Origin of the sequence: Streptomyces sp. NPDC004610 (genome assembly GCF_040609715.1) — a bacterium.
Taxonomy (GTDB): domain Bacteria; phylum Actinomycetota; class Actinomycetes; order Streptomycetales; family Streptomycetaceae; genus Streptomyces.
This window is the reverse complement of record NZ_JBEXLA010000025.1, coordinates 37,869-51,015: the sequence shown is the minus strand read 5'-3', so window position 1 is coordinate 51,015 and position 13,147 is coordinate 37,869. Positions and strand designations below refer to the sequence as shown.

Sequence of the window (13,147 nt, the reverse complement as noted above, 5' to 3'; positions counted from 1 at the left end):
TCACCACCGGCCCTTCGACGCCGAACAAACAAATGCCGAACAATCCGGGCGGCCGGCGGAAAGCAGGTGGCAGAAAGCAGGTGCGCGTGCCACGGGGAGAACGCCCACTGGACCCGGCCGGCGGTCCGCTGTCCGCGTTCGCCGCGCGCTTACGGGCACTGCGGGAGCAGGCCGGCCGTCCCACTTACCGGGACCTCGCGCGGGACGCCCACTACTCGATCGCGACCCTGTCCTCGGCCGCCGCGGGCCGCCAGTTGCCCAGCCTGGCCGTCACCCTCGCCTATGTCCGGGCCTGCGGCGGTGACGAGCGGGAATGGCGGGAGCTGTGGCGCCGGACGGCCGACGCCCGCGCCGCCCCGGCCACCCCCGCGACGGTCGACGCGGCGCAGGCCGCCGAGGGCGCCGCCCGGCCCCCCTACGCCGGTCTCGCCGCATTCGGGGAATCCGACGCCGCTGATTTCTTCGGCCGGGAGAAACTCACCGCCGCGCTGGTCGAACATCTGGCGGAGAAAAGACTGCTCGTTCTGTTCGGGGCGTCCGGATCCGGGAAATCCTCCGTTCTCCGGGCGGGAGTTCTTCCCGCCTTTCCCGGTGTTTCCTCGCCGGTGTTCACACCCGGCCCGCATCCGCTGGAGGAATGCGCTCTCCGGCTCGCGGCCCGGACCGGCGCCGCCCCCGATTCCCCGCGCGCCCGCCTCACCGACGAACCGGGCACCCTGCACCGCGCGGTGCGGCAGATCCTCGCCGCCCGGCCGGAGAGCGGCGGCGGGCCGGAGGAGCTGATCGTCGTGGTGGACCAGTTCGAGGAGGTGTTCACCCTCTGCCGGGACGCCGGGGAACGGGAGCGGTTCGTCGCCGCCCTCGTCCACGCGGCGCAGGTCCCCGACAGCCGCACCCGGGTCGTCCTCGCCGTACGGTCCGACTTCTACACCCACTGCACCCGGCTGCCCGGCCTCGTCGAGGTGCTGCCCCGGGCCCACCACCCCGTCGGGCCGATGACCGCCGAGGAACTGCGGGCGGCGATCGTCGGGCCCGCCGCCCGCGCCCGCCTCACCGTGGAGAGCGCCCTGCTGACGACCCTCATGGCCGACGCCCACGGCCGGCCGGGCGCGCTGCCCCTGCTGTCGCACGCCCTGCTGGAGACCTGGCGGCGCCGTCGCGGCAACGCCCTCACCCTCGCCGGATACCGCGCGGCCGGTGGCGTCGAGGGCGCCCTCAGCCAGACCGCGGAGGCGTTCCACACCGCCCTGAGCGACCCCCAGCGGGCAGCCGCCCGGCGCCTGTTCCTGCGGCTGATCGCCCTCGGCGAGGGCACCGAGGACACCAAGCGCCCCGTACCGCGCCGGGAACTGGACGACGGACCCGACACCGCGCTCGTCCTCGAACAGGCCACCCGCGCCCGGCTGCTGACCGTCGACGGCGGCCACGCCGAGATCGCCCACGAGGCCCTCATCCGCTGCTGGACCCGGCTCGGCGACTGGCTGGACGAGGACCGCGACCAGGAGCGCCTGCACCGCGCCCTCACCGAGGCCACCACCCTGTGGGAGTCCCTGGACCACGACCCCGACAGCCTCTACCGCGGGGTGCGCCTCGCCGCCGTCCGCGAGCTGCCCCGGCCGTCGCTCACCGCCCGCGAGCGCGCCTTCCTCGACGCCTGCGAGGCGGAGGCCCGGCAGAGCCTGCGCCGCGACCGCCGCCGGCTGCGCAGACTGCGCCGGCTGGTCGGCGCCCTCGGTGTCCTCCTCGTCTGCGCGGTGACCGCCGCCGGGGCCGCCGTCCGCGCCGAGAGCACCGTCACCCGCCAGCGCAACGAGGCCGTCGTCCTGCGGGCCGCCGAGGCATCCGTACGGCTCAGCCCGCACGATCCGGCGCTGGCCGCGCAGATCGCGCTGGCCGCCTACCGGCTGTCCCCGCAGGAGCGGACGCGCAACGCCCTGCTCAGCACCCTGTCCGTCGCGACCGCGGGCCCGCGCGCGGGGGGCGGGCCCCGGCCGACCGGGCAGACCCCCGCCCTCACCCCCGACGGCCGCACCCTGGCCATGGCCGACGGCGCCCGGCTCGATCTGTGGGACCTCGCGGACCCCCGGCGCCCCCGCCGGCTCAGCAGCGTCGACGGCTCCGGAGCCACCTGGAACTTCATCGAGTTCACCCCCGACGGCGACACCCTCATCGGCGCGCGCGCCGACCACACCCTCTGGCTCTGGGACACCACCGACCCCACCCGCCCCACCCTGCTGTCCAGCCGCCCCACCGGGCACACCGACGCCATCTACGCCGTCGCCGTCCGCCCCGACGGCCGGATCGCCGCCACCAGCAGCTACGACCACACCCTCCGCCTCTGGGACACCACCGACCCGGCACACCCCCGCCCCCTCGCCCGCCTCACCGGCCACACCGACAACGTCAAACCCGTCGCCTTCAGCCCCGACGGCACCACCCTCGCCTCCGGCTCCGACGACCGCACCATCCGCGTCTGGGACGTGACCGACCCCCACCGCACCACCACGGTCGCCGTCCTGAAGGGCCACCAGCACTTCGTCGACGCCCTCGCCTACGCCCCCGACGGCCGCACCCTGCTCAGCGGCAGCGACGACCGCACGGCACTGCTCTGGGACCTCGGCGCCCTCCCCGGCCACCGCGAGCCGGTCGAACTGGCCCGGCACGCCGATGTCGTCGCCGGGGTCGCCTTCGCCTCCGACGGCCGCTCGGCGGTGACCGTCGGCGTGGACGGCGTCGTGAACGTCCGGGACCTGACCGACCCCGCCCGCCCCGCCCCCGTGGCCCATCTCACCAACCCCGGCGGAACGGTCAAGGAGGTGCGCTATCTCACGGCGGACGGCACCATCCTCACCGTGACCAGCCACCGCAGCGTCCAGGTCTGGTACACCGACCTCGACCGGGTCCTCGCCGACGCCTGCGACCGCTTCCCCGACCCCATCGGCCGCGCCCAGTGGGACCGCCACTTCCCCCGCCTCGACTACGCCCCGCCCTGCCGGACCTGAGGGCCGGCGCCGCCGCGCCCGGTGGCAGACTGTGAGGTCCGTGAGGGACCGGGCACCGGCAGGGGCTAGCGTGGTCGGTGCCGAGAACGCCGGCACCGGGCCGGCACTGTGGTTGGGGGAGACGTGCGGGCCGGAGCGGTGTCTTGAGAATTCTGCACACATCCGACTGGCATCTGGGCCGGGCCTTCCACCGGGTGAACATGCTCGACGCCCAGGCCGCCTTCATCGACCATCTCGTGACGACCGCGCGGGAGCGGGCGGTGGACGCGGTGGTCGTGGCGGGCGATGTGTACGACAGGGCGGTGCCGCCGCTCGCCGCGGTCGAACTGTTCGACGAGGCCCTGCACCGGCTGGCCGGACTCGGCGTGCCGACGGTGATGATCTCCGGGAACCACGACTCCGCGCGGCGCCTCGGCGTCGGCGCCCGCCTGATCGGCCGGGCCGGGATCCATCTGCGCACCGACCCGGCCGGCTGCGGCACCCCCGTCGTCCTGGGCGACGCGTTCGGCGAGGTCGCCTTCTACGGGCTGCCCTATCTCGAACCCGCCCTGGTCAAGGACGAGTTCGCGCTGGAGAGGGCGGGCCACGAGGCCGTGCTCGCCGCCGCCATGGACCGGGTCCGCGCCGATCTCGCCACCCGCCCCGACTCCACCCGCTCGGTCGTCCTCGCCCATGCCTTCGTCACCGGCGGCCGGGCCAGCGACAGCGAACGGGACATCACGGTCGGCGGGGTCGCCGCCGTCCCCGCCGGGGTCTTCGACGGCGTCGACTACGTGGCCCTCGGCCATCTGCACGGCTGCCAGACCCTCACCCCGCGCGTGCGCTACTCCGGCTCCCCGCTCGCCTACTCCTTCTCCGAGGCGGAGCACCGCAAGAGCATGTGGCTGATCGACCTCGCCGCCGACGGCACGATCGGCGCCGAGCGCCTCGACTGCCCGGTGCCCCGCCCCCTCGCCCGGCTGCGCGGCACCCTGGAGGACCTCCTCGCCGACCCGGCGCTCACCCCGCACGAGGAGTCCTGGACCGAGGCCACCCTCACCGACCCGGTCCGCCCCGCCGACCCCATGGCCCGCCTCATCGAACGCTTCCCGCACGCCCTCGCCCTGGTCTTCGACCCCGACCGCCCGCCCGAGGACCCCGAGGTGTCCTACGCACGGCGGCTCGCGGGCCGCACCGACCAGGAGATCGCCGAGGACTTCGTCGCCCATGTGCGCGGCGCCGGACCCGACGACCGCGAACGCGCCGTGCTGCGCGACGCGTTCGACGCGGTCCGCACGGACCAGACCCTCCGGGAGACGGCGCGATGAGGCTGCACGTCCGTTGGTTCGAGGCCGCCGGTGCCGCCCGGTCCCTGCGGGAGGCCGTGCGATGAGGCTGCACGTCCGTTGGTTCGAGGCCGTCTCAGCCGCCCAGTCCCTCCGGGAGGCCGCCCGATGAGGTTCCACCTCCACCGGTTCAAAGCCGACCGTGCCGCCCACACCCTCCGGGAGACCGCCCGATGAGGCTCCACCGGCTCGATCTCACCGCCTTCGGGCCCTTCGGTGCCACCCAGAGCGTCGCCTTCGACCCGCTCGCCGCCGCCGGGCTGTTCCTGCTGCACGGCCCGACCGGCGCCGGGAAGACCTCCGTCCTGGACGCCGTCTGCTACGCCCTGTACGGCACCGTCCCCGGCGCCCGGCAGAGCGGCCAGGGCCTCACCCTGCGCAGCGACCACGCCGCACCCGGCACCCGCACCTCCGTCACCCTCGAACTGACCGTCGCCGGACGGCGGCTGGAGATCACCCGCCAGCCCCCCTGGGCCCGCCCCAAGAAGCGCGGCGGCGCGGGCACCACCACCGACAAGGCGCAGACCTGGCTGCGCGAGCACAAGGCGGGCGCCTGGACCGACCTCAGCCGCTCCCACCAGGAGATCGGCGAGGAGATCACCCAGCTCCTCGGGATGAGCCGGGAGCAGTTCTGCCAGGTCGTGCTGTTGCCGCAAGGCGACTTCGCGCGGTTCCTGCGCGCGGACGCCGAGGCCCGGGGCAGGCTCCTGGGGCGCCTCTTCGACACCCACCGCTTCGGCGAGGTCGAGAAACGGCTCGCCGAACGCCGCCGCTCCACCGAGTCCGCCGTCCGCGACGGGGACGCCGAACTCCTCGCCGACGCCCACCGGATGCAGCAGGCCGCCGGTGACGCCATGGAGCTGCCCGCCCTCGCTCCCGGTGAGCCCGGACTCGCCGAGGCCGTGCTCGGGGCCGCCGCCGTCGCCCGCTCCACCGCCCGGGAGCAGCTCGACATCGCCCGCGCGGGCCTGCTCGCCGCCGAGTCCGCCCAGGCCGCCGCCGACCGCGCCCTGGACGACGTACGGGAAGTGGCGCGGTTGCAGCGGCGGTTCGGGGAGGCGCGGGAGCGGGCCGGGCGGCTCGAAGAGCGGGCCGGGGCGCACCGCGAGGCGCGCACCCGGATGGAGCGCGCCCGCAAGGCGGAGGCCGTCGCGCCCGCCCTGGAGCTGCGGGCCGCCGCCGAGGCCGAGCACCGCCGGTCGAGCGCCGCCGAGGCCCGCGCGCGGGACCCGCTGCCCACCGCCCTCGCCGGGGCCGGACCCACCGGCCTCGCCACCGCCGCCCGCCGCGCCGCCGAGGAACTCGGCGGTCTGGAGGCCGCCCGCCACGCAGAGGACCGCCTCGCCGAACTGACCGGGGAACGCGCCGGACTGGACCGCCAGGAACGCGCCGACGACGACGTCCTCGCCGAGACCGGCGCCTGGCTCACCGGCTGGGACACCCACCGCGCCACCCTCCAGACCGCCGTCGACACCGCGCAGGAGGCCGCCACCCGCGCCGAACAACTCGGCGAGCGGCGCGAACCCGCCCGGCGGCGGCTGGCCGCGGCCAGACAGCGCGACCGGCTCGCCCGGGACACCGAGTCCGCCCAGCGCCGGGCCCTCGACTCCGCCCGGCGGGCCGTCGACGCCCGCGCCCACTGGCTCGACCTCAAGGAACAGCGCCTGACCGGCATCGCCGCCGAACTCGCCGCGCACCTCACCGACGGCGCTCCCTGCGCGGTCTGCGGCGCCACCGAACACCCCGCGCCCGCCCGCAAGGTCGCCGGGCATGTCGACCGCGCGGCCGAGGAAACCGCTCAGGACACCCACCAGCGCGCCGACGAGCAGCGCGCCGACGACGAACGCCGCCTGGGCGTCGTACGGGAGGCGCTCGCCGCGGCCTCCGCGGAGGCCGGGGACACCACGGTGGAGGTGCTCGGCGCCGAGGCCGAGGAACTGGAGCGGCACTTCGCGCGGGCCCGTGAGGAGGCGTCCGGGCTGCACACCGCGCACGAGACGCTGCGCCACGCCGAGCAGGAGCACCGGCGCCGCACCGCCGACCGGCAGCAGGCCGAACTGCGGGCCGCCTCCCGCACCGCCCGCCGCGACGGACTCGAACGCGAACGCCGGGCGCTGGAGGACACGTTGGCGCAGGCCCGCGGTGCCTTCGCGAGCGTCGCCGCGCGGGCCGCGCAGCTGGAGCGGCAGGTCGCCCTGCTCACCGAGGCCGCCGACACCGCCCGGGGCGCCGAGGACACCGCCCGGCGCCTCAAGGACGCCGACGCCCGGCTGTCCGACGCCGCCTTCCGCGCCGGTTTCGACACCCCGGCCGAGGCCGCCGCCGCGCTGCTCGACGCCGCCGCCCACCGCGACCTCCAGCACCGGCTGGACGCCTGGGGGGCCGAGGAGGCGGCCGTCCGCGCGGTGCTCGCCGAGACCGCCACCGCGACCGCCGCCCAGCAGCCGCCCGCCGACCTCGCCGGCGCCGAGCGGGCCGCCGCCGACGCCGGCCGCCGGGTCCGCGCCGCGGCCTCCGCCCGCGACGCCGCCGCCCGGCGCCGCACCGAGCTGGACACCCTCTCCGCGCGGGCCGCCGACGCCGTCCGCCGACTGGGCCCGCTGCGCGCCGAGTACGACCGGGTCGCCCGGATGGCCGCCCTCACCGCGGGCACCGCCGCCGACAACGAACGCCGGATGCGGCTGGAGTCGTACGTCCTCGCCGCCCGGCTGGAGCAGGTCGCCGCCGCCGCGACCGTACGGCTGCGCCGGATGTCGTCCGGCCGCTACACCCTGGTCCACTCCGACGACCGCAGCGGACGCGGGCGCAGCGGGCTCGGGCTGCATGTGGTGGACGCCTGGACCGGACGGGAGCGCGACACCGCCACCCTGTCCGGCGGCGAGACCTTCTTCGCCTCCCTCGCGCTCGCCCTCGGCCTCGCGGATGTCGTCACCGACGAGGCGGGCGGGGTCCGGCTCGACACCCTCTTCATCGACGAGGGCTTCGGCAGCCTCGACGATCAGACCCTGGACGAGGTCCTCGACGTCCTGGACTCGCTGCGCGAGCGGGACCGCAGCGTGGGGATCGTCAGCCATGTCGCCGATCTGCGGCGCCGGGTGCACGCCCAGCTGGAGGTGGTGAAGGGGCGGTCGGGGTCGGTGCTGCGGCAGCGGACCTGACGGCGGGCCAGGTCCCTCAGTGGCTGATCGGGCGGTGCGGCAGCGGTGAGGAGTACACGACACTCGTGGTCACCGACCCGAGCCCGGCGATCCGCCCCGTCACCTCCTCCAGATGCCGCATCGAACGGGCGGCGACCTTGATGATGAAGCAGTCGTCGCCGGTGACGTGGTGCGCCTCCAGGATCTCCGGGGTGGCGGCCACCAGATCGTGGAACGGCTTGTAGTTGCCGTGCGGATAGCGCAGCCGGACGAACGCCAGCAGGGACAGCCCCAGCCGGTCCGGGTCCACGACCGCCGCGTACCCCTGGATCACGCCCGTCTCCTCCAGCCGCCGCACCCGTTCGGTGACCGCGCTCGGCGACATCGCCACGGCCCGCGCCAGCTCGGCGAAGCTGGCCCGTCCGTCGCGCTGGAGGACATCGAGGATGCGCCAGTCGGTCGCATCGGGGGTGAAAGGGGAATCCGTGGTCATGGGGAGAGCATGCCGGGGAATCCACGGCCGGACAAGGAGAGCGCCGGGGATCTCTACTTCTTCCGGCGGTCCGGCCGCCGTAGATTTTCCGGCATGACGACGATCACCCAGCTCCCCGGTGCCACGCCCGCCGAGGCCGCCGCGTACTTCCGGGCCGGCCTCGCCTTCCACACCGATGTCTCCGATGTCGCCGCCGCGCTGGCCGCCGACGGCGGACCCGGCTTCGTCCTCCTCGACTCCCGCTCCACGGCGTCCTGGGACCAGGGCCATGTCCCCGGCGCCCTGCATCTGCCCACCGCGCAGATCCCCGCCCTCGCCGCCCGGCTGCTGGACCCGGCCGTACCGGTGGTGACCTACTGCTGGGGCCCCGGCTGCAACGGCGCCATCCGCGCGGCCCTCGCCCTCGCCGAACGCGGCTACCGGGTCCGGGAGATGCTCGGCGGCTTCGAGTACTGGGTACGGGAGGGCCTCGCCTACGAGACGGCGGACGGCGGCGAGAGCCGGGCGGCGGACCCGCTGACGGCACCGGTGGACGGGGCGTGCGGCTGCTGAGGGGCGGGGCGGGGAGGGGAGGAGGGGCGGAGGGGTGAAAAAGGGGATGCGGGGGTTCCGGGAGGTACGCATGATGGTCGGTCATGCCCCTCCTTCCCCACCCCACCCCCGAAGCCCTCCGCCGCGACCCGCTTCCGCTGCGCGGCCGTACCGCCCTCGTCACCGGCGCCAGCCGGCGCGGCGGGATCGGGCACGCGGTGGCCCGGCGGCTGGCGGCGTACGGCGCGAGTGTCTATCTGCACCACCATGTGCCGCACGACGCCGAACTCCCCTGGGGCGCCGACCGGCCCGAGGATGTGGCCGCGTCCGTGCGCGAGGCGCTCGGCGACCCCGCCGCGACCGTCGCCCACGGCCCCGGCGACCTGGCCGACCCCGAGGCGCCCGCCGAACTGATCGCCACCGCCGCCGGGGCGCTCGGCGGACGGCTGGACATCCTGGTCGCCAACCACGCCCGCAGCGGCCGGGACGGCACCCTCGACGAGATCGACGCGACGATCCTGGACGACCACTGGGCCGTGAACACCCGCTCGGTCCTGCTGCTGGTGCAGGCGTTCGCCCGGCAGCCGGAGCGGCCCCACGGCGGCCGGGTCATGATGATGACGTCCGGTCAGGACATCGCGGGCGGAATGCCCGGCGAACTCGCCTACGGCCTCCAGAAGGGCGCCCTCGCCTCGGTCACCCGGTCCCTGTCCACGACGCTGGCCGAGCGGGGGATCACCGTGAACACGGTCAATCCGGGCCCCGTCGACACCGACTATCTGACCGGCGCGGACTACGAGGCCGTCGCCGCCCGCTTCCCGGGTGGGCGCTGGGGCATGCCGGACGACCCGGCCCGCCTCATCGCCTGGCTGGCCACGGACGAGGCGGGCTGGATCACGGGGCAGGTGATCGACTCGGAGGGCGGGTTCCGGCGGTGAACCGGAATAAGGAGAGCGGCGGGCACTGAAGCGCCCGCCGCTCTCCGGGACCCCCGTGGGCTACGGCCCCGCTACAGCCGCGCCAGCTCGTCCACCAGGTCGTCCAGCCCCAGCGACCCCTGTGACAGCGCCGCCATGTGCCACGCCTTCAGGTCGAACGCGTCGCCGTGCCGCTCGCGGGCCTTCTCGCGGCCCAGCAGCCAGGCGCGCTCGCCCAGCTTGTAGCCGATGGCCTGGCCCGGGATCGTCAGATAGCGGGTCAGCTCGCTCTCCACGAAGTCCGCCGGACGGCTGCTGTGCGCGCCGAAGAACTCCTGCGCCAGCTCGGGCGTCCACCGCTCACCGGGGTGGAACGGCGAGTCGGCCGGGATCTCCAGCTCCAGATGCATCCCGATGTCCACGATCACCCGGGTCGCCCGCATCATCTGGGCGTCCAGATAGCCGAGCCGCTCCTCGGCGTCCGTGAGGAAGCCCAGCTCGTCCATCAGCCGCTCCGCGTACAGGGCCCAGCCCTCGGCGTTGGCGCTGACCCCGCCCAGGGTGGCCTGGTAGCGGGACAGGTTCTCGGCGACATGCGCCCACTGGGCGAGCTGGAGGTGATGGCCGGGCACGCCCTCGTGGTACCAGGTCGACACCAGGTCGTAGACCGGGAACCGGGTCTGCCCCATGGTCGGCAGCCAGGTGCGGCCGGGCCGGGAGAAGTCCTCGGAGGGGGCGGTGTAGTAGGGCGCGGCGGCGCTGCCGGGCGGGGCGATCCGCGACTCGACCTTGCGGACCCGCTCGGCGAGTTCGAAATGGGTGCCGTCGAGCGCCTCGATCGCCTGGTCCATGAGCCCCTGGAGCCAGTCGCGGACCTCGTCCACACCCTCGATGTGCCGCCCGTGCTCGTCCAGATGGGCCAGCGCCACCCAGGGCGTCCCGGCGCCGGGCAGGATCTTCTCGGCCTCGCGCTTCATCTCGGCGAGCAGCCGGTGGTACTCGGCCCAGCCGTACGCGTACGCCTCGTCCAGATCGAGATCGGTGCCGTTGAAGTAGCGGGCCCAGCGGGCGTAGCGCTCCCGGCCGACGGTGTTGGGGGCGCCCTCGATCGCCGGGGCGTACACCTCGCGCAGCCAGTCCCGCAGCGCGACCACACCGGCGGTGGCGGCGCGGGCCGCCTCGTCCAGTTCGGCGCGCAGGGCGTCGGGTCCGGCGGCGGCGAAGTCCTCGAACCAGCCGCGCCCGCCCCCGTCGGTGTCCGCCCACTCGCCGAGCTGCTCGATCAGGGTGGCCGTCGGCCGGGGGGCCGCGTACAGCTTGCGGTCCAGGCCCAGCTGGAGGGCGGAGCGGTAGCCGGCCAGGGCGTCCGGCACCGCGCGCAGCCGCTCGGCGATGGCCGCCCAGTCCTCGTCCGTGTCGGCCGGGGTCACGGTGAACACCTCCCGCACCGAGTGCAGGGGCGTGCCCAGATTGCCGGCCTGGCGCAGCCCCTCGTCCGCCTCGTGCACGGCGAGTTCGGCGGTCAGCCGCTCACGCAGCAGCCGGGCGCAGCGCCGCTCGATGTCACTGTCCGCGCCGGGCTGCCGCTCGGCCTCGTCCAGCAGTGCCAGCGTGGACCGCGACAGCGCCGCGACCGCCTCCTGCCCGGCGGGGGAGAGGTCGGGCATTCTGCGTGAGCTCTCCGCGACGCCGAGATAGGTGCCGGTGACCGGGTCGAGGGCGATGAGAGCGTCGACATAGGCGTCGGCGACCTCGCGGGGCAACTGCGGGCTCTTGGTCGTCTGTGACATGCGGCCCATCCTCATACGGCCGCCCGCCGGACGTCACCCCGATTGCGCCGGGGGCAGAATCGGCCCGCAGTCCCACTGCTGGAAGATCAGCCGAGTCTCGACCCGGGCCACCTCGCGCCGGGCGGTGAACTCGTCCATCACCAGCCGTTGCAGATCTGCCATGTCCACGACCGCGACATGCACCAGATAGTCGTCGGGACCGGCCAGATGGAACACCGTCAGCGCTTCCGGCAGCGCCCGCACCTGATCCACGAACGCCCGCACCAGCTCCCGCCGGTGCGGTCTGACCTGCACGGACAGCAGTGCCTGGAGACCGCGCCCGAGTTTGGCCGGATCCAGTTGCAGCCGATGCCCGAGGATCACCCCGGCCCGCCGCAGCCGGGCCACCCGGTCCAGACAGGTCGACGGCGCCACCCCGATGCGCGCGGCGAGATCGCGGTACGTCGTCCGGGCATCGTTCTGGAGCAGCCGCAGCAACCGGAGATCCACCGGATCCAGTACGACAGACTGGGCCATCGGCCGAACGTAGCACGGGCTTTCGAACACGTGGACTGGCCGGTGCTCAACGCTGCCCACATGGACATGCCCACCCCACCGAGAGCCCTGGCCACCGAGGCCGTACACGCCGGCCGAGACGATCTCGCCCGGCAGGGACTGCACGCCCCGCCGATCGATCTGTCCACCACCTACCCCTCGTACGACAGCCGTGGCGAGGCCGATCGTGTCGACGCGTTCGCCGCCACCGGCGCCGACCCCGACGGGCCGCCCGTCTACGGCCGCCTCGGCAATCCCACCGTCGCCCGCTTCGAGACCGCCCTCGCCCGGCTGGAGGGCACCGGGGCGGCCGTCGCGTTCGCCAGCGGTATGGCCGCCCTGACCGCCGTCCTCCTCGCCCGTGCCGCGCTCGGGCTGCGCCATGTGGTGGCCGTCCGGCCGCTGTACGGGTGCAGCGACCAGCTGCTGACCGCCGGGCTGCTCGGCACCGAGGTGACCTGGACCGACCCGGCCGGGATCGCCGACGCGCTGCGCCCGGACACCGGGCTGGTCATGGTCGAGACCCCGGCCAATCCGACCCTCGCCGAGATCGATCTGCGGGCCGTCGCCCATGCCTGCGGATCGGTGCCGCTGCTCGCCGACAACACCTTCGCCACGCCCGTCCTCCAGCGCCCGGCGGAGCAGGGCGCCCGGCTCGTGCTGCACTCCGCCACCAAGTACCTCGGCGGCCACGGCGACGTACTGGGCGGGGTCGTCGCCTGCGACGAGGAACTCGCCGGGGCGCTGCGCCGGATCCGGTTCGCCACCGGCGGGGTGCTGCATCCGCTGGCCGGCTATCTGCTGCTGCGCGGTCTGTCGACCCTGCCGGTACGGGTCCGGGCCGCCTCCGCGACCGCCGCCGAACTCGCCCGGGTCCTGGCCGCCGACCCGCGCGTCGCCCGGGTGCGCTACCCCCGGATCGGCGGCGCGATGATCGCCTTCGAGCCGTACGGCGACCCGCACGACGTGATCGCCGCCGTCCGGCTGATCACCCCCGCCGTCAGCCTCGGCAGCGTCGACACCCTCATCCAGCACCCCGCGTCCATCAGCCACCGCGTCGTCGCCCCGGACGACCGCCGCGACGCCGGGATCGGCGACCGGCTGCTACGGCTGTCGGTGGGCCTGGAGGACGTGAACGACCTGTGGGCCGACCTGGACCGGGCACTGGGGGACGCCCGGCCCACGGAGGGGCCGGGCGGGGTCGGCGCGGGGGCGGACGAAGGGGTCGGCGAGCGGGACGCCGAGTGGGTCGGGGAGAGGAGCGCCGAGGGAGTCGGCGAGAGGGTTGGCTAGAGGGACGCCGAGTGGGTCGGGGAGAGGGACGCCGAGGGAGTCGGCGAGAGGGTTGGCTAGAGGGACGCCGAGTGGGTCGGGGAGAGGGACGCCGAGGGAGTCGGCGAGAGGGTTGGCTAGAGGGT

The 13,147-nt window shown here is 75.1% G+C and carries 9 protein-coding genes; 6 read left to right on the top strand and 3 right to left on the bottom strand.

Features of this window, described 5'->3' with window-relative positions; all coding sequences use genetic code 11:
• Positions 1–86: 86 nt before the first annotated feature.
• From ABZX40_RS25985 to ABZX40_RS25975, 3 genes are all read left to right on the top strand, one after another.
• Positions 87–3,002 carry a hypothetical protein gene (locus ABZX40_RS25985; RefSeq protein ID WP_355743207.1) on the top strand — a complete coding sequence of 972 codons (2,916 nt, stop codon included), beginning with the start codon at positions 87–89 and terminating at the stop codon, positions 3,000–3,002.
• Positions 3,003–3,145: 143 nt separating this feature from the next.
• Entirely contained in the window at positions 3,146–4,309 is a 1,164-nt protein-coding gene (locus ABZX40_RS25980; protein ID WP_355743204.1) for an exonuclease SbcCD subunit D, read from the top strand.
• Positions 4,310–4,500: 191 nt separating this feature from the next.
• On the top strand, positions 4,501–7,485 hold the full coding sequence (locus ABZX40_RS25975) for an SMC family ATPase (protein ID WP_355743201.1): 2,985 nt from the start codon (positions 4,501–4,503) through the stop codon (positions 7,483–7,485).
• Positions 7,486–7,501: 16 nt separating this feature from the next.
• Here ABZX40_RS25975 and ABZX40_RS25970 read toward each other — a convergent pair whose 3' ends face one another.
• Positions 7,502–7,957 (bottom strand): Lrp/AsnC family transcriptional regulator, encoded by a 456-nt coding sequence (locus ABZX40_RS25970; RefSeq protein ID WP_355743198.1) that lies wholly within the window; start codon positions 7,955–7,957, stop codon positions 7,502–7,504.
• A gap of 93 nt (positions 7,958–8,050) precedes the next feature.
• On the opposite strand from ABZX40_RS25970, the gene ABZX40_RS25965 reads away from it, so the two are divergent.
• Positions 8,051–8,509, top strand: a complete 459-nt coding sequence (locus ABZX40_RS25965; protein WP_355743441.1) for a rhodanese-like domain-containing protein — start codon at positions 8,051–8,053, stop codon at positions 8,507–8,509.
• Between the two features lie 83 nt (positions 8,510–8,592).
• Positions 8,593–9,426, top strand: a complete 834-nt coding sequence (locus ABZX40_RS25960) for an SDR family oxidoreductase (protein WP_355743195.1) — start codon at positions 8,593–8,595, stop codon at positions 9,424–9,426.
• Positions 9,427–9,497: 71 nt separating this feature from the next.
• On the opposite strand, the gene ABZX40_RS25955 is transcribed toward ABZX40_RS25960, so the two are convergent.
• A complete protein-coding gene (locus ABZX40_RS25955; protein ID WP_355743192.1) occupies positions 9,498–11,195 on the bottom strand; it encodes a DUF885 domain-containing protein in 1,698 nt (565 codons plus the stop codon).
• Between the two features lie 33 nt (positions 11,196–11,228).
• Positions 11,229–11,711, bottom strand: coding sequence for an Lrp/AsnC family transcriptional regulator (locus ABZX40_RS25950; protein ID WP_355743189.1), 483 nt, complete (start codon positions 11,709–11,711; stop codon positions 11,229–11,231).
• A 60-nt stretch (positions 11,712–11,771) separates the two neighbouring features.
• Between ABZX40_RS25950 and ABZX40_RS25945 the strand changes: the two genes are divergently transcribed.
• A complete protein-coding gene (locus ABZX40_RS25945; protein WP_355743187.1) occupies positions 11,772–13,022 on the top strand; it encodes a PLP-dependent transferase in 1,251 nt (416 codons plus the stop codon).
• Positions 13,023–13,147: the final 125 nt, after the last annotated feature.

Excerpts from the sequence above, each read along its gene's own strand:
- ABZX40_RS25975 (WP_355743201.1), top strand. The coding sequence starts at position 4,501 with ATGAGGCTCCACCGGCTCGATCTCACCGCCTTCGGGCCCTTCGGTGCC.
- ABZX40_RS25950 (WP_355743189.1), bottom strand. The coding sequence starts at position 11,711 with ATGGCCCAGTCTGTCGTACTGGATCCGGTGGATCTCCGGTTGCTGCGG.
- ABZX40_RS25960 (WP_355743195.1), top strand. The coding sequence starts at position 8,593 with ATGCCCCTCCTTCCCCACCCCACCCCCGAAGCCCTCCGCCGCGACCCG.
- ABZX40_RS25945 (WP_355743187.1), top strand. The coding sequence starts at position 11,772 with ATGGACATGCCCACCCCACCGAGAGCCCTGGCCACCGAGGCCGTACAC.
- ABZX40_RS25970 (WP_355743198.1), bottom strand. The coding sequence starts at position 7,957 with ATGACCACGGATTCCCCTTTCACCCCCGATGCGACCGACTGGCGCATC.
- ABZX40_RS25955 (WP_355743192.1), bottom strand. The coding sequence starts at position 11,195 with ATGTCACAGACGACCAAGAGCCCGCAGTTGCCCCGCGAGGTCGCCGAC.
- ABZX40_RS25965 (WP_355743441.1), top strand. The coding sequence starts at position 8,051 with ATGACGACGATCACCCAGCTCCCCGGTGCCACGCCCGCCGAGGCCGCC.